Origin of the sequence: Roseovarius sp. E0-M6, from assembly GCF_037083845.1 — a bacterium.
Taxonomy (GTDB): domain Bacteria; phylum Pseudomonadota; class Alphaproteobacteria; order Rhodobacterales; family Rhodobacteraceae; genus Roseovarius.
Window position 1 is genome coordinate 1 of the sequence record NZ_JBAPLA010000013.1, and the last position, 22399, is coordinate 22399.

General features: G+C 59.5%; 18 protein-coding genes, 1 tRNA gene and 1 pseudogene. 3 read left to right on the plus strand and 17 right to left on the minus strand.

The annotated features are described in order from the left end of the window. The 4 genes from V8359_RS19015 to rpsL form a co-directional block, all read right to left on the minus strand. Positions 1–734: elongation factor Tu (locus tag V8359_RS19015; RefSeq protein ID WP_336430710.1), on the minus strand; the 734-nt coding region annotated here is incomplete at its 3' end. Between the two features lie 81 nt (positions 735–815). Then, positions 816–2939, minus strand: a complete 2124-nt coding sequence (gene fusA, locus V8359_RS19020; protein WP_336430712.1) for an elongation factor G — start codon at positions 2937–2939, stop codon at positions 816–818. 19 nt (positions 2940–2958) lie between these two features. Next, positions 2959–3429 carry a 30S ribosomal protein S7 gene (rpsG, locus tag V8359_RS19025; RefSeq protein ID WP_336430713.1) on the minus strand — a complete coding sequence of 157 codons (471 nt, stop codon included), beginning with the start codon at positions 3427–3429 and terminating at the stop codon, positions 2959–2961. A 12-nt stretch (positions 3430–3441) separates the two neighbouring features. After that, positions 3442–3813 (minus strand): 30S ribosomal protein S12, encoded by a 372-nt coding sequence (gene rpsL / locus V8359_RS19030; RefSeq protein ID WP_005980675.1) that lies wholly within the window; start codon positions 3811–3813, stop codon positions 3442–3444. A gap of 340 nt (positions 3814–4153) precedes the next feature. Here rpsL and V8359_RS19035 point away from each other — a divergent pair, with 340 nt between their 5' ends. Together V8359_RS19035 and V8359_RS19040 are read left to right on the plus strand one after the other, a co-directional pair. Continuing rightward, positions 4154–4975 carry a putative rhamnosyl transferase gene (locus V8359_RS19035; protein WP_336430720.1) on the plus strand — a complete coding sequence of 274 codons (822 nt, stop codon included), beginning with the start codon at positions 4154–4156 and terminating at the stop codon, positions 4973–4975. Between the two features lie 132 nt (positions 4976–5107). Then, positions 5108–5926 (plus strand): glycosyltransferase, encoded by an 819-nt coding sequence (locus tag V8359_RS19040; RefSeq protein WP_336430722.1) that lies wholly within the window; start codon positions 5108–5110, stop codon positions 5924–5926. Here the strand turns inward: V8359_RS19040 and V8359_RS19045 are convergent. The 6 genes from V8359_RS19045 to V8359_RS19070 all read right to left on the minus strand — a co-directional run bounded on the left by V8359_RS19045 (position 5917) and on the right by V8359_RS19070 (position 17627). Beyond that, complete coding sequence (locus V8359_RS19045; RefSeq protein WP_336430723.1) at positions 5917–6864, minus strand: DMT family transporter; 948 nt, start codon at positions 6862–6864, stop codon at positions 5917–5919. The genes V8359_RS19040 and V8359_RS19045 overlap by 10 nt on opposite strands. A 113-nt stretch (positions 6865–6977) precedes the next feature. Continuing rightward, entirely contained in the window at positions 6978–11222 is a 4245-nt protein-coding gene (gene rpoC / locus V8359_RS19050) for a DNA-directed RNA polymerase subunit beta' (protein ID WP_336430724.1), read from the minus strand. 88 nt (positions 11223–11310) lie between these two features. Beyond that, positions 11311–15447 carry a DNA-directed RNA polymerase subunit beta gene (gene rpoB, locus V8359_RS19055; protein WP_336430725.1) on the minus strand — a complete coding sequence of 1379 codons (4137 nt, stop codon included), beginning with the start codon at positions 15445–15447 and terminating at the stop codon, positions 11311–11313. 237 nt (positions 15448–15684) lie between these two features. Then, a complete protein-coding gene (gene rplL, locus V8359_RS19060) occupies positions 15685–16065 on the minus strand; it encodes a 50S ribosomal protein L7/L12 (protein WP_336430727.1) in 381 nt (126 codons plus the stop codon). 74 nt (positions 16066–16139) lie between these two features. Continuing rightward, positions 16140–16658, minus strand: a complete 519-nt coding sequence (rplJ, locus tag V8359_RS19065; RefSeq protein WP_336430728.1) for a 50S ribosomal protein L10 — start codon at positions 16656–16658, stop codon at positions 16140–16142. Positions 16659–16994: 336 nt separating this feature from the next. Then, positions 16995–17627 carry a TetR/AcrR family transcriptional regulator gene (locus V8359_RS19070; protein ID WP_336430729.1) on the minus strand — a complete coding sequence of 211 codons (633 nt, stop codon included), beginning with the start codon at positions 17625–17627 and terminating at the stop codon, positions 16995–16997. Positions 17628–17780: 153 nt separating this feature from the next. Here V8359_RS19070 and V8359_RS19075 point away from each other — a divergent pair, with 153 nt between their 5' ends. Continuing rightward, entirely contained in the window at positions 17781–18335 is a 555-nt protein-coding gene (locus V8359_RS19075) for a carboxymuconolactone decarboxylase family protein (protein WP_336430730.1), read from the plus strand. A 74-nt stretch (positions 18336–18409) separates the two neighbouring features. Here V8359_RS19075 and rplA read toward each other — a convergent pair whose 3' ends face one another. The 7 genes and pseudogenes from rplA to tuf all read right to left on the minus strand — a co-directional run. Further along, positions 18410–19108: a 50S ribosomal protein L1 gene (gene rplA / locus V8359_RS19080; RefSeq protein ID WP_336430731.1), complete on the minus strand. Its 699-nt coding sequence runs from the start codon at positions 19106–19108 to the stop codon at positions 18410–18412. 1 nt (position 19109) lies between these two features. Beyond that, entirely contained in the window at positions 19110–19535 is a 426-nt protein-coding gene (gene rplK / locus V8359_RS19085; RefSeq protein ID WP_336430732.1) for a 50S ribosomal protein L11, read from the minus strand. A gap of 172 nt (positions 19536–19707) precedes the next feature. Continuing rightward, positions 19708–20241 carry a transcription termination/antitermination protein NusG gene (gene nusG / locus V8359_RS19090; protein ID WP_336430734.1) on the minus strand — a complete coding sequence of 178 codons (534 nt, stop codon included), beginning with the start codon at positions 20239–20241 and terminating at the stop codon, positions 19708–19710. A 199-nt stretch (positions 20242–20440) separates the two neighbouring features. Continuing rightward, positions 20441–20638, minus strand: coding sequence for a preprotein translocase subunit SecE (secE, locus tag V8359_RS19095; protein ID WP_336430735.1), 198 nt, complete (start codon positions 20636–20638; stop codon positions 20441–20443). 119 nt (positions 20639–20757) lie between these two features. Further along, positions 20758–21558 (minus strand): hypothetical protein, encoded by an 801-nt coding sequence (locus tag V8359_RS19100; RefSeq protein WP_336430736.1) that lies wholly within the window; start codon positions 21556–21558, stop codon positions 20758–20760. 258 nt (positions 21559–21816) lie between these two features. Then, a tRNA-Trp gene (locus V8359_RS19105) sits at positions 21817–21892 on the minus strand. Between the two features lie 384 nt (positions 21893–22276). After that, positions 22277–22399, minus strand: a pseudogene (gene tuf / locus V8359_RS19110) (elongation factor Tu); the annotation flags it as partial.

Consider the following 22399-nt stretch of genomic DNA (forward strand, 5'->3'; position numbering starts at 1 on the left):
ATGCCGACGATTTCAAGCTCGTCGCCCACGTTCACAACGCCACGCTCGACACGGCCGGTCACAACCGTGCCGCGGCCGGAAATCGAGAACACGTCCTCGATCGGCATCAGGAAGGGCTGATCCACGGCACGCTCGGGCGTCGGGATATAGTCGTCGACCGCCGCCATCAGCTCACGGATCTTCTCTTCGCCGATCTCGGGATTGTCGCCGTTCATCGCCGCCAGAGCCGAGCCCGCAACAATCGGAATGTCGTCGCCGGGGAAGTCATACGAGCTCAGAAGCTCGCGGATTTCCATCTCGACCAGCTCGAGCAGCTCCTCGTCATCGACCTGATCGACCTTGTTCATGAACACAACGAGCGCGGGCACGCCAACCTGGCGGGCCAGCAGGATGTGCTCACGGGTCTGGGGCATCGGGCCGTCGGCCGCGTTCACAACCAGGATCGCGCCGTCCATCTGCGCCGCACCGGTGATCATGTTCTTGACGTAGTCGGCGTGGCCGGGGCAATCCACATGTGCATAGTGGCGCGCCTCGGTCTCGTATTCCACGTGGGCGGTCGAGATGGTGATCCCGCGCGCCTTTTCCTCGGGCGCGCCGTCAATCTGGTCATATGCACGGAAATCACCAAAATACTTCGTGATCGCCGCCGTCAGCGTCGTCTTGCCGTGGTCAACGTGACCAACCGTCCCGATGTTCACGTGCGGTTTAGAACGGTCAAACTTTTCCTTTGCCATGATGGCCTCCTTGATTTTCGCGATGGTGGGCGGATCGCCCACCCTACGGGGGTGGTAGGGTGGGCAATTTGCCCACCGCGTTTATGCGTATTTCGCCTGAATCTCTTCCGAGATGTTCTGCGGGACCGGATCATAATGCGAGAATTGCATCGTGAACTGGGCACGTCCCGAAGACATGGAGCGAAGCGTGTTGATGTAACCGAACATGTTGGCCAGCGGCACGTTCGCGTTGATCGCGATCGCGTTGCCGCGCGGCTCCTGACCTGACACCTGACCACGGCGCGACGTGAGATCGCCGATGATATTGCCGGTATATTCCTCAGGCGTGATCACCTCGACCTTCATAATCGGTTCGAGCAGCTTGGCCCCGGCCTTGCGAAGACCTTCGCGCATGCACATACGGCCCGCGATCTCGAACGCCATGACAGACGAGTCCACATCGTGGAATTTACCGTCGATCAACGCGACCTTGAAGTCGATCACAGGGAAGCCGGCAAGCGGGCCGCTGTCCATGACACTTTCGATGCCTTTCTCGACGCCCGGAATGTATTCCTTCGGAACCGAGCCACCGACGATGCGGCTTTCGAAGGAATATCCTTCTCCGGCCTCGGTGGGCGAAATGATCATCTTGACCTCGGCGAACTGACCTGACCCACCCGACTGTTTCTTGTGGGTGTAGGTATGCTCGATCTCGTGGCCGATCGTCTCGCGATAGGCGACCTGAGGCGCGCCGATATTGGCCTCGACCTTGAATTCACGCTTGAGGCGGTCAACCAGGATGTCGAGATGAAGCTCGCCCATGCCCTTCATGATGGTCTGGCCGCTCTCGAGATCGGTTTCAACACGGAACGACGGGTCCTCTGCCGCGAGGCGCGCAAGGCCCTGAGACATTTTCTCCTGGTCGTTCTTGGTCTTGGGTTCGACCGCGATCTCGATCACCGGCGTCGGGAAGGTCATGGTTTCGAGCACGACGAGATCTTTCGGATCGCTGAGCGTGTCGCCCGTTGTCGTATCCTTCAGACCAGCCAACGCGATGATGTCGCCGGCGAAGGCTTCCTCGATTTCCTCGCGCTGAATCGAGTGCATCATCATCATGCGACCGATGCGCTCTTTCTTGCCCTTGGTCGCGTTCTGAATCGTATCGCCCTTGCGAAGAATGCCCGAGTAGATGCGCGTGAAGGTCAGCGAGCCGACGAACGGGTCGTTCATGATCTTGAACGCAAGGCCCGAGAACGGCATGGAATCGTCTGCGCGGCGCGGAATGTTGCGCGTCTCGGTCTCGTCATCGGGGCGGAAGCCCATGTAATCGACCACGTCCAGCGGGCTGGGCAGATAATCGATCACGGCGTTCAGGAGCGGTTGCACACCCTTGTTCTTGAACGCGGACCCACACAGAACAGGCACGAAGCTCAGCGAGAGCGTGCCCTTGCGGATAAGCTCGCGCAGGGTCGGCACGTCGGGCTCTTCGCCTTCGAGATAAGCCTCCATCGCGTCGTCATCCATTTCGACGGCGTTCTCGATGAGATTGGCGCGCCACTCGTCGGCGAGATCTTTCAGCTCGTCACGGATCGGCTGACGGGTCCAGGACGCGCCCAGATCCTCACCTTTCCAGGTCCACTCTTCCATGGTCACCAGATCGACCATGCCTTCCAGCTCGTTCTCTGCGCCGATCGGGATCTGGATCGGTGCCGGCGTGGCGCCGGTGCGATCCTTGATCATCTTGACACAGTTGAAGAAGTCGGCGCCGATCTTGTCCATCTTGTTGACGAAGACAATGCGCGGAACCTTGTACCGGTCAGCCTGACGCCAGACGGTTTCGGTTTGCGGCTCTACACCTGCGTTGGCGTCGAGAACGGCGACGGCACCGTCAAGCACGGCAAGCGAACGCTCGACTTCGATGGTGAAGTCGACGTGGCCGGGCGTGTCGATGATGTTCATACGGAACTTGGTGTCCGACGTGCCGTCCTTGGAGGGGTCTTCCTGCCACTGCCAGAATGTCGTCGTCGCGGCACTGGTGATGGTGATGCCGCGCTCCTGCTCCTGCTCCATCCAGTCCATGGTGGCCGCACCATCGTGCACCTCACCGATGTTGTGGGATTTGCCGGTGTAAAACAGGATGCGCTCCGAGCAGGTGGTCTTGCCTGCGTCGATATGCGCCATGATACCGAAGTTGCGGTAGCGTTCGAGCGGATAATCGCGTGCCATGGGTCTAAGTCTCTCCGGGTTACCAGCGGTAGTGGCTGAATGCCTTGTTGGCTTCGGCCATCTTGTGAGTGTCTTCGCGTTTCTTCACGGCAGAACCGCGCAACTGAACCGCGTCGAGAAGCTCGCCTGCGAGCCGCTCTTCCATCGTGTTCTCGTTGCGGGCACGGCTGGCGTTGATCAGCCACCGGATCGCAAGGGCTTCGCGGCGTTCGGGACGAACTTCAACCGGAACCTGATACGTGGCACCACCAACACGGCGCGAGCGAACCTCGACCGACGGTTTGATATTGTCGAGAGCTTCATGGAACACTTCGACAGGGGCGCGTTTGATCTTGCCTTCAACGCGATCCAGCGCGTTGTAGACGATCGTTTCCGCGACCGACTTCTTGCCGTCGATCATAAGGTTGTTCATGAACTTGCTCAGCACCCGATCGCCGAACTTGGCATCGGGCAGGATTTCGCGCTTTTCCGCGGCGTGACGACGAGACATCTCGAATTCCTCTTACTTGGGACGCTTGGCGCCGTATTTCGAACGGCGCTGCTTCCGATCCTTGACGCCCTGGGTATCCAGAACACCGCGCAGAATGTGGTAACGCACACCGGGAAGGTCTTTGACACGACCGCCACGGATCAGAACCACCGAGTGTTCCTGAAGGTTGTGGCTCTCACCGGGGATATAGCTGATCACCTCGTAGCCATTCGTCAGGCGCACCTTGGCAACCTTCCGCATGGCCGAGTTCGGCTTCTTCGGCGTGGTGGTATAGACGCGCGTGCAGACGCCGCGCTTCTGAGGACATTGCTCGAGGTGCATCGACTTCGAGCGCTTGACTTTGGGCTGCCGCGGCTTGCGGATCAGCTGTTGGATCGTTGGCATTCCGGTCTCTTTCCCGTCTCTCAACACATATGTGTGCACGAGCAACCCCGTGCGGTTCATTGGCTCACACCTTACGCGTCCGCAAAGCGCAAATACCGCAATCGTTCCCATTCCGAGGTGAACGACGCGGTGGGTTCCCAGAGGATCGGGGCGGTAAAGATGCCCGGATCTTGTCCACTTGAATATAGATTTCGACGCCGGGGGCGACCCCCCGAGCCGTGATGTGGCGCGTATAGGGGGAGTCGGAAAGGTTGTCAACAGGGCCTGCTGAGACTTGCTTTCACGGTCCGCGCAATGCGATGCTGTCACGAAACACCAAGCCGGTAAAGCAGTGAGGCCCATGAACAGTCGCGATATGCAGGTGATCGGGCTCTGCCGCTTTTCCTATCCTGCGCTCGGCGGGTTTCAGGTCGAGCATGAGACAGTCGAGGAGCGCGAGGCATTTCTATACGATCCCGTTCGTATGGAGGAGCGATTTCGCACCTTTGAGGCGCTTACCCTGCCCCCTTTACGTGCCCAGACGGATCCGGATTTCATCTTCGGAATCGTGATCGGAACCTCCTTTCCGACACCGCTTCGAGCGCGCCTCGAGGACTTGCTTGCCGACATTCCGCAAGCTGTCATCATTGCGCGCCCGCCGGGCCGGCACAGATCGGTCATGAAAGAGGTGATCAACGACCTGCGCGAAGACCGCGACACCCCCAGCCTTCAATTCCGTATGGATGACGACGACGCCGTCTCGGTTCGCTTTGTCGAACGCCTGCGCGAGGTTGCGCTGGATCTGCGCGGGGTTATTCGGAACAACCGTTACACGGGCATCGACTTCAATCAGGGCTTTATCGCCCGGGTCGATGCGAAGGGCCTTCGCGCCAAGCCCTGTGTCGAGACCCTCTGGACCCCTGCCCTTGCCATCGCCGTATCGCCCCATGCCTCGCGCGGGATCATGAATTTCAGCCATGCCAAGCTGTCACGCATCATGCCGGTGCTTAGCGTCACAGGCGAGGATATGTTCATACGTGGGCATAATGATTTCAACGACTCACGGCAGAAAGACGGTATCAGGCCGGTGCGGCTTCCTCGTATCTCGTCCGAGGATGCCGAACATTTCAAACGTGTTTTCAACATAGAAGAGGCGCAGGTGCGGGCCGTTCATGCCTCCTGAATTGTTCCGGGCAGGCCCTCCGAGACGGGGTTTCCAGACGCGAGGCAAAAGGCCCGGACGTGGCGCGCCATTTGCTGTTCGCCGCTGTCTCCAAGCGAAACAAGTTAGACTTTATTTCCAAGGATTTTCGCAATGCGCGTGATCGGAATTTGCCGCTTCTCCTATCCCGCCCATGGTGGCTTTCGGCGCATGCACGACACTCTCGAGGAGCGGGAAGCATATCTTTATCATGATACCCGGATGGAGTTGCGCTTTCGGCACTTCGAGGCGCTCACGCTCCCCTCGGTCGCGGCTCAGACCAATCCGGATTTCACCCTTCTGATCGTCATAGGCGAACGGATGCCAAAGAAGTGGCTTGACCGGCTGCACGATGTGACGGCCCCGGTGCCGCAGATCAAGATCGTGCCGACGCCCCCCCTTAAGCATCGGCTGGCCTTGCAACTCGCCATTCAGAAAGAGCTTGAGGGGCATGACGAGGAGTCGATGCAGTTCAGGCTTGATGACGATGACGCCATCGGCGTGGATTTCGTTCAAAAGGCGCTTTTTGCTGCGCGCCGAACAGGGCGTTTCCGCAAGGAAAGCCCGCGCATGGCCTTTGAATTCAACAACGGATTCTCGGTTAACCTCTCGCAAGAGGGGCTGCGCGTGCGGCCCGAATTCGGCGGGTTCCTATCTTGCGGTCTGGCGGTGCTCTTTCCTGCGGGCGATGACAAGACGGTGATGAATTTCGGCCACCACAAGCTTCACCACTCGATGCCCATGATGATTCAGCCAACTCCGCCCATGTATCTGCGCGCCAAACATGATGACAACGATTCCGGCGCCAAGTTTCAGCCCAAGGGTCTTGAACCTGCCACGGACACGCAGGTGACGCTTATAAAAGAGCGGTTCAACGTATCCGCGGACCAAATTGCGTCGGCGTTCTCCGCCCCTCTCGTGCCTCACGGATAATGGTGAAAATGCCGCTCCCCGCCACAATGGCCGCGCCAATCAGGGTTATGGTGCTGGGCCACTCTCCGAAGGCAAGCCAGCCCAGAACAAGGGCCCAGATCAGGCCGGTATACCGAAACGGTGCCACAAACGATATTTCCCCGACGCGCATCACCATGATCGAAAAGAGATAACCGCCGATGATCGACCCCGAGGCCAGAAGCAAAAGCCCCGAGTTGGTCCATGTCATCGGCGCCCAGTCCACCGTGATCGACGCCAGACCGTAGACAAGCGTGATCGACACCGCCGTCACCCATGTCACCAGCATCGATGATGTATCCCGCGANCGGCGCCCAGTCCACCGTGATCGACGCCAGACCGTAGACAAGCGTGATCGACACCGCCGTCACCCATGTCACCAGCATCGATGATGTATCCCGCGAGAGTCTGCGTGTGCTCAGATCACGGATCGTGACAAACCCGACCGCAGTCAAACCGTAAAGCGAGAAGACATTGAACCCCTCGGCCCCCGGTCGCACGATCAGCATAACACCCGCGAACCCCACGAGGATCGCCACCAGCCGGCGCCATCCGAACCCCTCCCCCAGAAAGAGCGCGGCAGCAACCGCAATAGCCAGTGGCAGCGCCTGAAGAATCGCGGTCACGTTGGCCAGCGGCATATGGGTTAGCGCGGTCAGGAAAAAATAGGTGGCACAAATCTCGGCCCCCGTGCGGATCGCCACCAGAACCCGATCACCTCCGGCGATCCGCCCCCGAAATGCGCCCATCCGCCACGCCAGAAGGGACACCGCCAGCGTCGTCAGGACGCCGCGCACGAAGATAAGCTGAATAAGCGGCACCGAGCCGGACATGATTTTCATGAACATATCGTTGATGGTGAAGGCAGCCATCGACACCATCATGAAGATCGCACCTGTCAGATTATCGGAAAGTTTCATGTCCACCGCCCTTCTTGCCGCCTATCTGTCATGGCAATCCTCTTGCGGTGCAATACGAAAAAGGCCCCGCCTTTCGGGCGGGGCCTTTTGCTGTCTCTCTTGGGCTGAGAGGATTACTCTTCGCGGCTCTCCGGTGTTTCCACCAAGGTGTCGAACTCGTCGCCACCAACCACATCGTCCTCGGACGGTGCGGCGAGTGCCGCAGCGGCCTCAGCCTCTTCACGGCGTGCCTCGATCACCACGTTGTCGCGGCTTTGCGCAATGTGGCGCATGTCCTGCGTGGCGCCGCCGGTGCCCGCCGGGATGAGGCGGCCAACGATGACGTTCTCCTTGAGACCCACAAGCTTGTCACGCTTGCCCTGCACCGAAGCCTCGGTGAGAACACGTGTCGTCTCCTGGAAGGACGCCGCCGAGATGAAGCTGCGGGTTTGCAGCGACGCCTTGGTGATACCAAGCAGGATCGGCTCGCCTTGGGCCGCGCGGCCCCCTTTGGCAATTGCCTTCTCATTGGCCATGTCGAACTCTTGCTTGTCGACATGCTCACCCTTCAGAAGCGTGGTTTCACCACTGTCCTGAATCTCCCACTTCTGAAGCATCTGGCGGACGACCACTTCGATGTGCTTGTCGTTGATCTTAACGCCTTGGAGACGGTAAACATCCTGCACCTCGTCGATCATGTAATCAGCCAGCGCCTCGACGCCCATGATGGCAAGAATATCATGCGGCGCGGGATTGCCGTCCATGATGTAATCACCCTTCTGGACATAGTCGCCTTCCTGAACCGGGATGTGCTTGCCCTTCGGCACCATGTATTCGACCGTTTCCATGGTCTCATCCACGGGCTCGATGCTGATGCGGCGCTTGTTCTTGTAGTCGCGCCCATACCGGACATACCCGTCGATTTCGGCAATGATGGCGTGATCCTTCGGACGCCGCGCCTCAAAGAGTTCGGCCACACGCGGCAGACCACCGGTGATGTCCTTGGTCTTGGCGCCTTCACGCGGAATACGCGCGACCACGTCACCGGCCTTGATCTCGTCACCTTCCTCGATCGACAGGATCGCATCCACCGACATCGGATACTTGACGGGGTTGCCCGCTTCGTTGCGCACGGGTTCGCCATCCTCACCGACGACAATGATCTCGGGTTTGAGTTCATTGCCTTTGGGTGCCGCACGCCAGTCCATGACGATCTTCTGGGTCATGCCCGTCGCATCGTCGGTTTCGTCACGCACAGCCACACCTGTCACAAGGTCGACGAACTTCGCGGTCCCCGATTTCTCGGCGATGATCGGAAGCGTGTAGGGATCCCACTCGAAAAGCTTGTCGCCGCGGGCCACTTTCTGCCCTTGGACCACATGCAGGCGAGACCCGTAGCCAATCTTGTGGCTGGCCAATTCGCGATCGCCTTCGCCCATGATCTTGAGCTTCATGTTACGCCCCATCACGAGCATTTCGCCACGTGAGTTCTCAAGCAGCGATTCATCCTCGAATGCAATCGTGCCTTCTTGGCTCGCCTCAAGGAACGACTGCTGACCGCCCTGCGCGACGCCGCCGATGTGGAAGGTCCGCATCGTCAGCTGCGTGCCCGGCTCACCAATCGATTGCGCGGCAATGATGCCAACGGCCTCGCCGGTATTCACCATGGTGCCGCGGGCAAGGTCGCGCCCGTAGCACATCGCGCAAACACCGTCATCGGCCTCACAGGTCAATGGCGACCGGATGCGCGCGGATTGTACCGCCGCCTCTTCGACCGCATCGGCCATCCGCTCGTCGATCAACTGCCCTTCGGCAATGATCACCTCGGTTGTGCCCGGCTTCATGATATCCTCGGCCGTGACACGGCCCAGAATACGCTCGCCCAGAGTTGCCACGACCTCACCGTCATTCACCGCCGCTTCGGCAGTGATCGCGCGGTCAGTGCCACAGTCATGATCGCGCACGATACAGTCCTGCGCCACGTCCACCAGACGACGGGTCAGATACCCCGAGTTGGCGGTCTTAAGGGCGGTGTCCGACAGACCTTTCCGCGCCCCGTGGGTCGAGTTGAAGTATTCAAGAACGGTCAGACCTTCCTTGAAGTTCGAGATGATCGGCGTCTCGATGATGTCGCCGTTCGGCTTGGCCATCAGGCCGCGCATACCGCCCAGCTGTTTCATCTGAGTGACCGAGCCACGGGCACCCGAGTGGGCCATCATGTAGACGCTGTTGGGCTCAAGCTCGGCACCGTTTTCGTCGGTCTTGCCCGCCGAAATGGTGCCCATCATGGCCTCGGTGACCTGGTCGTTACATTTCGACCACGCATCCACGACCTTGTTGTACTTCTCACCCTGGGTGATCAGGCCGTCCATGTATTGCTGCTCAAAACCTTTCACCTGCTCGCGCGTCTCGTTCACGATTCCCCACTTGTCTTCGGGGATGACCATGTCGTCCTTGCCAAAGGAAATCCCGGCCTTGAACGCTTCGCGGAAGCCCATGGTCATGATCTGATCACAGAAGATGACGCTCTCTTTCTGACCACAGTAGCGATAGACCGTATCAATCACCTGCTGCACTTCCTTCTTGCGCAACAGACGGTTGACAAGGTTGAAAGGCGCCTTGGCGTTCTTGGGAAGAAGCGACCCCAGCCGAACCCGGCCCGGTGTCGTCTCCACACGGCTGAACACCTCATTGCCTTCCTCATCGATCTGCGGAATGCGCGCGGTGACTTTGGCGTGCAGATGCACCTCGCCCGAATCAAGCGCGTGCTGCACCTCGTCGATCGAGGAAAAGGCCATGCCCTCGCCCTTCATACCCGCGCGCTCAAGCGAGGCATAGTAAAGGCCAAGGATCATGTCCTGGGACGGCACGATGATCGGCGCACCGTTGGCAGGCGACAGAACGTTGTTCGTCGACATCATCAGAACCCGCGCTTCAAGCTGTGCCTCAAGGCTCAGCGGCACGTGGACGGCCATCTGGTCACCGTCAAAGTCGGCGTTGAATGCCGAACAGACGAGCGGGTGAAGCTGAATGGCCTTGCCTTCGATCAGCGTGGGTTCAAACGCCTGAATGCCAAGACGGTGCAGCGTCGGAGCACGGTTAAGCATGACCGGATGTTCGCGGATCACCTCGTCAAGGATATCCCATACCTCGGGGCGCTCTTTCTCGACCAGTTTCTTGGCCTGTTTCACGGTGCTGCTCAGGCCCTTGGCCTCGAGCCGCGAATAGATGAACGGCTTGAACAGTTCGAGCGCCATCTTCTTGGGCAGGCCGCATTGATGCAGCTTGAGCTCGGGGCCCGTCACGATGACCGAACGGCCCGAGAAATCGACCCGCTTGCCCAGAAGGTTCTGACGGAAGCGGCCCTGCTTGCCCTTGAGCATGTCGGAAAGCGACTTGAGCGGGCGCTTGTTGGCCCCGGTGATGACCCGGCCACGACGACCGTTGTCAAAGAGCGCATCGACCGATTCCTGCAACATCCGCTTTTCGTTGCGCACGATGATGTCGGGCGCACGCAGCTCTATGAGGCGCTTGAGGCGGTTGTTACGGTTGATCACCCGGCGATAAAGATCGTTGAGGTCCGACGTTGCGAACCGGCCACCATCGAGCGGCACCAGTGGGCGCAGTTCGGGCGGAATGACCGGGATCACCGTCATCACCATCCATTCCGGGCGGTTGCCGGATTCAAGAAACGATTCCACGACCTTGAGACGTTTGATGATCTTCTTCGGCTTCAGCTCACCCGTGGCTTCGGCCAGATCTGCCCGAAGGTTCTCGGCCTCGACCTCAAGGTCAATCTGCGCAAGCATGTCACGAATTGCTTCGGCGCCGATATTGGCGGTGAAGGCATCCATGCCATAGGCATCCTGCGCGTCCATGAACTCTTCTTCGGTCAGCATCTGACCATAGGTGAGGTCGGTCAGCCCCGGTTCGGTCACGACGTAGTTCTCGAAATAGAGCACACGCTCAAGATCGCGCAGCGTCATGTCCAGCATGAGGCCGATACGGCTCGGCAGCGACTTCAGAAACCAGATATGCGCGCAAGGAGCAGCCAGTTCGATATGGCCCATACGCTCGCGGCGGACCTTTTGCAGCGTCACCTCGACGCCGCACTTCTCGCAGACGACGCCGCGGTATTTCATGCGCTTGTATTTGCCGCACAGGCATTCGTAATCCTTGATCGGGCCAAAGATACGCGCACAGAAAAGACCGTCACGCTCGGGCTTGAACGTGCGGTAGTTGATGGTCTCGGGCTTCTTGATCTCACCGTAGGACCAGCTGAGAATGCGCTCGGGGCTGGCAAGGCTCACGCGGATTTCGTCAAAGACCTGCGCGGGCGCGTTCGGGTTGAACGGGTTGTTTGTGAGTTCCTGGTTCATTTGAATTCCTCAATAAGGGAGGGTGCGGGGAAGAGGCGGTGCGCAATGACTGCGCACCTTATGTGGGATGTGCCCGATGGGCGCATCGTCACTCATCCTCCTCCGCATCCAGGAGTTCCATGTTGAGGCCCAGACCCCGGACCTCCTTGACGAGCACGTTGAACGATTCCGGCACGCCGGCTTCGAAATTGTCCTCGCCCTTGACGATCGACTCATAGACCTTGGTCCGGCCGGCCACGTCATCCGACTTCACGGTCAGCATTTCCTGCAGGGTATAGGCGGCACCGTACGCTTCGAGCGCCCAGACCTCCATTTCCCCGAACCGCTGACCACCGAACTGCGCCTTACCACCCAGCGGCTGCTGGGTCACAAGGCTGTAGGGCCCGGTCGAGCGCGCGTGGATCTTGTCGTCGACAAGATGGTGCAGCTTGAGCAAATACTTCACACCGACCGTCACCGGCCGCGAGAACTGCTCACCCGTGCGCCCATCAAAGAGCACCGACTGACCCGAGGTTTCGAAACCGGCACGCGACAGCGCGTCGTTCACATCCGCCTCTTTCGCACCGTCAAAAACCGGCGTGGCGATCGGCACACCGCGTGTGACGTTGCCTGCCGCTTCGACCAGCTGCGGCTCTTCCATGCCCGCGATGCCCTCGTCATAGACATCGTCGCCATAGGCCAGCTTCATCGCCTCGCGAACCGGTGTCAGATCACCGGAACGACGATAGTCCTGAAGCGCCTCGTCGATCTGCACACCAAAGCCGCGTGCGGCCCAACCCATATGGGTTTCCAGAATCTGACCCACGTTCATCCGGCTGGGAACACCCAACGGGTTGAGGCAGATATCCACCGGCGTGCCATCCGCGAGGAACGGCATGTCCTCCATCGGCACGACCTTCGAGACCACACCCTTGTTACCGTGACGCCCAGCCATCTTGTCGCCCGGCTGAAGCTTGCGCTTCACCGCAATAAAGACCTTGACCATCTTCATCACACCCGGCGGCAGGTCGTCGCCACGGCGCACTTTCTCGACCTTGTCCTCGAAACGGGCATCAAGGGCGCGCTTTTGCGCCTCGTATTGCTCGTTCAGGGCCTCGACGATCTGTGCGTCGCTCTCATCCTTGAGGGCAAGCTGCCACCATTGACCCTTCGACAGCGTCTCAAGCAGTTCCTCGGTGATCTCCGAGTTCGCCTTGACGCCTTTAGGGCCTTTCACAGCCACCTTGCCAAGGATCATCGACTTGAGACGTGCATAGATATTGCGCTCGAGGATCGCCAACTCGTCGTCCCGGTCACGGGCCAGACGCTCGACCTCTTCACGCTCGATCTGAAGCGCACGCTCGTCTTTCTCAACGCCGTGGCGGTTGAACACGCGGACCTCGACGACCGTGCCGAAATCCCCCGGCTTGACGCGCAGTGAGGTGTCGCGCACATCCGAGGCCTTTTCACCGAAGATGGCGCGCAGAAGCTTTTCTTCCGGCGTCATCGGGCTTTCGCCCTTGGGGGTGATCTTGCCCACGAGGATATCGCCCGGCTCCACGTCGGCGCCGATATAGACGATGCCTGCCTCGTCGAGGTTGCGAAGCGCCTCCTCGCCCACGTTGGGAATGTCGCGGGTGATTTCTTCCGGCCCAAGCTTGGTGTCACGGGCGGCCACTTCGAATTCTTCGATATGAACGCTCGTGAACACATCGTCACGCGCCATGCGCTCGGAGATGAGGATCGAGTCTTCGAAGTTGTAGCCGTTCCACGGCATGAAGGCCACGACCACGTTCCGGCCCACGGCCAGTTCGCCCATGTCCGTTGCCGGGCCATCGGCCACGACTTCGCCTTTGAGCACGGTGTCGCCCACCTTCACCAGAGGCTTCTGGTTGATGCAGGAGTTCTGGTTTGACCGCTGGAACTTGCGCAGGCGATAGATGTCAACGCCCGGATCGCCCGGTTGAAGGTCCTCGGTGGCGCGCACAACGATACGCTGCGCATCGACCTGATCGATGACACCTGCCCGTTTCGCCATGATCGCGGCACCGGAGTCGCGGGCGACGACGCCCTCGATGCCGGTCCCAACCAAGGGTGCTTCGGCCTGCAGAAGCGGCAGAGCCTGCCGCATCATGTTCGACCCCATGAGCGCGCGGTTGGCGTCGTCATTCTCAAGGAACGGAATAAGCGAGGCCGCGACCGACACGAGCTGTTTGGGGCTCACGTCGATCAGGTCGACACCCTCGATCGGCGAGAGCGTGTACTCACCCGACTGACGGGTATTGACCATCTCGTTCACGAAGCGACCTTCGTCATCGAGATTGGCGTTCGCCTGCGCCACGACATGGCGCTGTTCCTCGGTGGCGGACATGTATTCCACGTCATCCGTCACCTGCCCGTCCACGACCTTGCGGTAGGGGGTTTCGATAAAGCCGTACTTGTTGACGCGCGCAAAAGTGGCGAGCGAGTTGATCAGACCGATGTTCGGGCCTTCCGGCGTCTCGATCGGGCACATCCGGCCATAGTGGGTGGCGTGAACGTCGCGCACCTCAAAGCCCGCACGTTCGCGTGTGAGCCCGCCCGGCCCAAGCGCCGAAAGGCGGCGCTTGTGCGTGACCTCGGAGAGCGGGTTGGTCTGGTCCATGAACTGGCTGAGCTGCGATGAGCCGAAGAACTCGCGCACCGCGGCAGCCGCGGGTTTGGCGTTGATCAGGTCTTGCGGCATCACCGTGTCGATTTCGACGCTGCTCATCCGCTCCTTGATCGCGCGTTCCATCCGCAGGAGACCCACGCGATACTGGTTCTCCATCAGCTCGCCAACCGAACGCACCCGGCGGTTACCAAGGTGGTCGATGTCGTCGATATCACCCTTGCCGTCGCGCAGATCGACCAGCGCCTTGACACAGGCAACGATATCTTCGCGGTCCAGCGTGCGCTGTGTGTCCGGCTTCTCAAGGGCAAGGCGCATGTTCATCTTCACGCGGCCCACCGCGCTCAGGTCATAGCGTTCGCTGTCAAAGAAAAGCGTATCGAACAGGGCCGAGGCCGCTTCTTCGGTGGGCGGCTCGCCGGGGCGCATGACACGATAGATGTCCATGAGTGCGGTTTCCCGGTTCATGTTCTTGTCCATCGCCATCGTGTTGCGCATGTAGGGACCGACATTGATGTTGTCGATGTCAAGAACCGGAATGTCGGTGATGCCCGCATCCAACAGATCCTGAAGCGTGCCACCGGTGATATTGCCGTCCTTGTCACGCTCAAGCGTCAGTTCGCCACCGGCTTCGATATAGATCGCGCCGGTTTCCTCGTTGATGATGTCCTTGGCTGCGAACTTGCCGACGATATTTTCGAACGGGACCAGCAATTCGGAGACAGAACCTTCGTCGATCAATTTCTTGACCGCGCGGGGCGTCACTTTCTTGCCGGCCTCGGCGATAACTTCGCCGGTCTTGGCATCGACCAGATCATAGGTCGGCCGCGTGCCGCGCACCCGCTCGGGGAAGAATTTGGTGACCCAGCCCTTGTTCTTCTTCAGCTTGAACTCGATTGTGTCATAGTAGGCATCCATGATGCCTTCCTGATCGAGGCCCAGTGCATAAAGCAGAGTGGTCACAGGCAGTTTGCGCCGACGGTCGATCCGGGCAAAAACAATATCCTTGGCATCGAATTCGAAATCGAGCCACGACCCGCGATAGGGGATGATCCGGCAGGCAAAGAGAAGCTTGCCGCTGGCATGGGTCTTGCCCTTGTCATGGTCGAAAAACACGCCGGGCGAGCGGTGCATCTGGCTCACGATCACGCGCTCGGTGCCGTTTACCACGAATGTGCCGTTCGGTGTCATCAGGGGCATGTCGCCCATGAATACGTCTTGTTCCTTGATGTCTTTAACCGATTTGGCACCGGTGTCATCATCAAGATCGAACACGATCAGACGCAAGGTGACTTTCAGCGGCGCGGCATAGGTCATGTCGCGCTGCATGCATTCCTCAACGTCGTATTTCGGCTTCTCAAGTTCGTAGTTCACGAACTCGATGACCGACGTTTCGTTGAAATCGGAAATCGGAAACACCGATTGGAAGACACCCTTGATGCCTTCACCGTCCTGCGGCGTGTCCTGATCACCGGAATCCAGGAAGAGGTCGTACGAGGATTTTTGCACCTCGATGAGGTTCGGCATCTCGAGAACTTCACGGATTTTGCCGAAATATTTACGCAAACGTTTCTGGCCAAGGTAGGTCTGAGCCATGTGTCTGGTCACCTTTCATTTCTCACCGGGCGCGGGCACCGTCGGGCTCCGGCACCGCACCCCTAGAGACGACGGGTTCCGATCTATTCCCGGCGCGTGTCCCACCACGCGCCTCCCGATCCTGGAACCTCGTCCGAGAGAAGCCCCCTCGTGCGGGGGCCTCTCTGAGACAGGTTCGGCTGAGCCCGGAAAACCGGACTCAGCCTGACATTATCAGCGGGGTTTCCCCCTCGTGGATTACTTGAGTTCCACTTCGGCGCCAGCTGCTTCCAGCTTGCCTTTGATGTCCTCGGCTTCGTCTTTGGAGACTTGCTCCTTGACGGCTTTGCCACCGGCTTCGACCAGTTCCTTGGCTTCTTTCAGGCCAAGACCGGTGATCGCGCGGACCTCTTTGATGACGTTGATCTTGGAAGCGCCAGCGGCTTTCAGGATGACGTCGAATTCGGTCTGCTCTTCAGCAGCCTCGCCACCGGCGTCGCCTGCGGGGCCCGCCATCATGACCGCGCCGCCTGCGGCGGGCTCGATGTCGTATTCGTCTTTGAGGATGGTTTTGAGTTCTTGTGCCTCGAGAAGCGTCAGACCAACGATCTCTTCAGCAAGTTTTTTCAGATCAGCCATTTTATCAGCTCTTTCCGTTTTCAGGTTGTGTTCCAACGTCAGGGGCTTACCCCACGCAGGTCATGTCAATTGCCTCAGGCGGCTTCCGCCTTCTCTTCGATGGTCGAGAGGATGCTCGCGATGTTCGAAGCAGGGGCGCCAATTGCACCGGCGATGTTCGAAGCGGGTGCGCCGATGCAGCTTGCGATCTGAGAGATAAGCTCATCACGCGAGGGCATTTTCGACACGGCTTCGACACCGGAACGGTCCAGAGCGGTCTCACCCATAGCCCCGCCAAGGATTTCAAACTTCTTGTTGTCCTTGGCGAAACCTTCGGCGACCTTGGCTGCTGCCACGGGGTCTTCCGAAAAGGTCAGAACGGTCATGCCCGAAAGAAAGTCAGCAATGCTTTCGCAAGGCTTTCCGTCAAGGGCGATCTTGGCGAGCCTGTTCTTGGCGACGCGTACGGATGCTTCGGCCTCGCGGGCGCGGGCACGAAGATCCTGCATCTCGGCAACTGTCAGGCCTTCGTAGTGTGCAACCACAACGACGCCAGAGCTTTCGAAGATTTGGCCGAGTTCGTCGACCACTTTCTCTTTCTGGGCTCTATCCACAGTTTCACTCCAAATTTGGGGGTTGCCCCCCGGCTCAGTTCTACCGAACGAGATCGTCCGGCAATCTAGTCCGATTACGGGGCTTCGCCAAACCGCCCGAGGTCAAGCCTCGGCCAATCTTGTCGTTTCCCGTCTCAGGCAGGGTATTAAGCACCGGCAAATCCCGGGCACCCACCGTCTTGGACGAATCGTCAAACGGCCACGCATGCGCAGCCGCCTGACGGATGCTGCATCTAGTGGCTTTTGCGGCGAATGTGAAGGGGTAATTCATCAACCTGACAAAAACAGCCGGTACGGCGCGGCCGCAGGGGTGCCATACGGTCGATCAGAGTGATCTTAGGCGGTAAAGACATCGGCGCGCAACCCGATCAGTCTTTGCGACATATCCTCGGCCAGCGCAGCCAGTTCCGCGCCCGCAACGCCGCGCTGCGCCTCGATTCGCAACTGTATGACATCCGCCTGATACAGCCGGGCCAGACGCGCTGTATCGGTTCCGCGCGGCAGTTCATTCCGCATTATCGCGCGCTCAAAGACGTCTGCCATGTCCTCGCGCAGCGCATCCAGATAATCCTGCGCCGCCCCACGGATCACCACATCCTCAGGCGCGGCATTGAGCAGCGTCTTGACAAGCATGCAAGCACACTGGCCCGCATCCGAGAAATCTTCCGAAGCCAAATCGCGCAGATGGCCGGCCAAGGCGTCAAGCGGAGACACAGCATGCGCCATTTTGGTGCGGAACGCATCGCGGCCACGTTCGAAATACCGCTCAAGCGCCAGAAGAAAGAGCGCTTCCTTGCTTGTGAACGCGGCATAGATGCTGCCCGGCTTCATGGACAGCGCCGCTTCGAGATCCTTGAGGGACGTCGCATGATACCCATTGCGCCAAAACAGACCCATCGCTGCCTCAAGGGCCGCATCTCGGTCATAGGGGCGCGCGCGGGTCATCCGACGGAACTCATCCTGGTTCATGTCTCATATCTGGATATACCACCAGGCACCTCCAAGTCACGATTGAGTGATCACTCAATAGAACGGTTTTCTCTCCTGCTCCGCGTGCCTATCTCGGACCTATGACCGGTCGCCAGCGACGTGCGGCCATCCAACTGACCGAAAGGACGCAGAATGACCGATTTCACCCTTCATGACGAATCCTCCGCTCCCGAAGACAGCAAACCGCTTCTCGAAAGCTCACAAGCCAATTTCGGGATGATCCCCAGCCTGCACGCCGTGATGGCCGAGGCTCCGGGCCTTCTTGAGGGCTATCAGAAGCTGCACGAACTCTTCGTGAATTCAAGCTTCGACAATGACGAAAAGACGGTCGTCTGGCAGACCATCAATGTCGAAAACGAATGCCACTATTGCGTTCCGGCCCATACCGGCATCGCCAAAAACATGGGCGTCGATGACAGCATCATCGAGGCCCTTCGCAACGAAACGCCGCTGCCCAATGACCGGCTTGAGGCGCTACGTGATTTCACTCTGGCAGTGGTCCGCGAACGCGGAAAGCTCGACAAGGCGGCCCTCAACGCCTTCTATGAAGCTGGATTTACTCAGCGACAGGTGCTTGAGGTCGTGCTGGGCTATGGCCAAAAGGTGTTGTCCAACTATACAAACCACATCGCGGAAACACCTGTGGACGAACCGTTTCAGAAATTCGCCTGGACCAAATCCGCCTGAGCGAACGCCGCCCGAATCAAAAACACCGCCAGCCTTTCGGCTGGCGGTGCGTTTTCAGACACTCATTCGAAGCGTCACTCGGTCGCGGCGGTCGCCACGTCGACTGACACACCAGGGCCCATGGTCGAGCTGAGTGCGATCTTCTTCATATAGGTGCCCTTGGCGCCGGCGGGCTTCGCCTTGGCCACGGCATTGACGAAGGCGCGCACGTTCTCGACCAGCTTGTCCTCGGTGAAGGACGCTTTGCCAACACCGGCATGTACCACACCGGCCTTCTCGGCCTTGAACTGCACTTCGCCGCCCTTGGCACCCTTGACCGCTTCGGCAACGTCCATCGTTACCGTGCCCACCTTCGGGTTCGGCATCAGGTTGCGCGGGCCAAGAACCTTACCCAGACGACCGACAACCGGCATCATGTCGGGTGTCGCGATGCAACGGTCGAAATTGATCTCGCCGCCCTGCACCGTTTCCATCAGGTCCTCGGCGCCAACGATATCGGCTCCGGCTTCCTTGGCTTCGTCGGCCTTCGCGCCACGTGCGAAAACCGCAACGCGAACGTCTTTGCCTGTCCCGTTGGGAAGACCGACCACGCCGCGCACCATCTGGTCCGCGTGACGGGGATCAACACCAAGGTTCATCGCGATTTCGATCGTCTCATCGAAGTTGGCATTGGCGTTGTTCTTGATCAGGCTGACGGCCTCTTCGATCGTCAGGTTGTCCTTGCCTTCAAAGGCCTCGCGCGCCGCGCGCGTGCGTTTTCCAAGCTTTGCCATATTACTTCACCTCGATGCCCATGGAGCGTGCAGAGCCCTGGATGATTTTCATCGCGGCTTCGACGTCGTTTGCGTTCAAATCTTTCCACTTCGCTTCCGCGATCTCGCGGAGCTGCTTGGGCGTGACGGTGGCGATGGAATCACGGCCGGGCGTTTTCGATCCCGACTTAAGCTTCGCGGCCTTTTTCAGGTAATAAGACGCCGGCGGCGTCTTGATGTCCATTTCAAAGGACTTGTCCTGATAATAGGTGATCACGGTCGGGCACGGCGCACCGGGCTCCATTTCCTGCGTCTTGGCGTTGAACGCCTTGCAGAATTCCATGATGTTGATGCCGCGCTGACCCAACGCGGGACCGACGGGCGGCGACGGGTTCGCCTGACCGGCGGGCACTTGCAGCTTCATCTTACCTGCGAGTTTCTTGGCCATTGGCCTTCTCCTTTTGTCATCGGCACGCAATGAATGCGCACCCTACGAAGACGCAACGCGTCGCGCCCTCTTGGTTTAGCGTGGTCTGGTCCGGGCACGCGTGCCCTCGCCTCCCACAAATGATCGACGCCCTTGCCGCCGTCGGATGCGCCGTTTTGGCGCACCGCCCACATCAGGCCTGCTTTGTGACCTGCGTGAATTCCAACTCGACCGGTGTTTCCCGGCCAAAGATCGACACCGTCACCTTGAGGCGCTGGTTGTCGTCGTCCACTTCTTCGACCATGCCGTCGAAATCCTCGAACGGGCCGTCGTTGACTTTCACCTTTTCGCCCACCTCGAAACTGATGAGCGTGCGTGGCGCGTCCTCGCCTTCCTGAACACGGTTCAGGATGGTGTTCACTTCGGCATCGCGCATCGGCATGGGGCGGCCCTGAGGGCCAAGAAAGCCGGTGACCCGATTGATCGAGTTGATCAGGTGATAGCCCTGATCCGACATCTCCATATGCACCAGAACGTAACCGGGCATGAAGCGGCGCTCGGCGGTCACTTTCTTGCCGCGGCGCACCTCGATGACTTCCTCGGTCGGAACAAGAACCTCGTCGATCTCGTCCTCAAGCCCCTGTTCAGCGACTGATTGCCGGATCTGCTCGGCAATCTTCTTCTCGAAATTCGAGAGCACGCTTACCGAATACCACCGCTTTGCCATCGTCGATCAACTTCCTCGGATGCCCAGGCAGCAAAGCCGGGGCTGATTTCACTTCTGCCGGGGCTTACGTCGTGCCCCGCGCTTCTTGCAACACAAAATCGGCGCGCGCCTCGAATCGCCGCACACCAGTGTTGGGAATGCCAGCCCGATTACCCGGCAATCTTCGCGGTTTCAAGGGCACCTGCCCATTTCGGCACAATCAGCCGAAGATGTTCAACACCGCCTGAAGCCCGCTACGGATGCCCAGATCGACAAGCGCAAAGAAAATGGCGGTCAGCGTTGCCATGATGAACACCATCACTGTGGTCAGCAACACTTCGCGCCGTGTCGGCCACACGACCTTGGCCACCTCCGAGCGGACCTGCTGTATGAACTGGAGAGGATTGGTTCGGGCCATCTGCGATCACGTCTCTTCCTGTTTGTCTGCGCCGCACATACTCGGGCAGGACACGCATTTCAAGGGCCGATCCATACCGGACCGGCCCCAGATGACATGCCCTGTCACTCCGCGACGCGTCAGCTCTGTGGATCACGCTCCAGCCGGTCGAAAGGATCTGGTCCGTCAAAGGCCATATCGGGATCGAGAGCAGCCTCGCTGAAATCCGGAAGCGCGAGGCAGTCCGCCCATGTGCCGGGTATCCGGTCAAGCACGCCGTCCCAACGCTCGGCCAGACGGTCCAGGCGCATCCTGAACCGTTCTGCCCGGTCTCCGTCACGTCGTCTGAGCCCGCGATACAGAACGCCGAAACCATCACCGACATTTCCACGGCCCAGTGCGATGATCCCGATCACCGCCACCCAGAAAACCGTCAGGACGGCCAACAGGACAGTAAGGGGACGCAAGACGACAATCAGCGCGACCACGCCCAGCACCGCGACCCGCATCCATTTGCGAATGTCTCTTTGCTTGGTGGTATCCTCGCCCTGCTGCGCGGCAGGCGCGTCATACCCGACGCCGTGGATGCCGTTCTGATCCTGTGCAGGTGCCGCAGGGTGGTCAACCGGGGGCGCAACCTGACGCGTCCGCCGTGCCTCTTCGGCCTCGCGGACCAATGCACGGCGCGGGGCGCGCTCACGCATCTCTCCTTGTGTGGCCAGATCCGGCAGCGCGCGCCGCCCCTCGGGCCTTGAAAGATGCGTGCGCGTCGCGCCATCGCGTTGCGTGCCGGTATTTTCGGTCAGCACGGCGCGGATCACCGCATCGGTTTCTTCTTCGGGAATGGTTTTGCCTTGCTCCAGCATGGGGTCCAGACGCAGACCCGGACGCAGGGCAAGACGATGCTGTTCGCGACGTTGCATATCGAGAGAGAGGGCCATGGCAGCACGTAATCCTATGTCAGCGCCCCCACGCTTCCCGGTCGCCATCCCCCCGGACGCACAACCGATTGCAACCGTGATACGGCACGATTCTGGCTAAATTGTGGCCAAATTTGTCTAAAATGCGGCAAGTCGCAATTTTACCTTAATCCGTCCGGTTTTTGCCCAGCTTGACGACGCTGCGTCACATCAGTGCCACGCGCAGACACGCAGAACCGGCCTTGTGGCGATTCGCATCTCGTTGGCTATTTCGGGAAATGGCAGGGGCACCAGGGTTCGAACCCGGGACCTACGGTTTTGGAGACCGTCGCTCTACCAACTGAGCTATACCCCTATTGCCGCGACGAGTTACGCCACTCGCGGGCCGAGATCAAGAGCGGTTTTCACATGTATTTCCAGTGACGCAGCTTGGAGGCCGCGACCACCCACCTGCTTTGTGAAGTCTGGATTTCTGCGGTGCCCACACACCCACGTCGCATCGCCCGAGAAAGGCAGCGCCGCGCCACATCACGCCACCTAAGCGTTTCGCGACCTGACATCAGCGTCAGCACCCTCATCCGAGGTTCAGGAAAGTCATCCACGAATGCCAAAGATCGTTTCAACGGCAGCCCCACAACCACTATCGTCCGCAGGCCGAAACCCGCAAACATCAACAGGTTCCCAACAAACGAAAAGGGCGCCACCGGGGCGCCCTTTTGCTTCTGTTATAATCCGGCGATCACTCGAGGATTTTGCTGACGACGCCTGCGCCGACGGTGCGGCCGCCTTCGCGGATGGCGAAGCGCAGGCCGTCTTCCATCGCAATGGGCGCGATGAGTTCGACCGTGAACTTCAGGTTGTC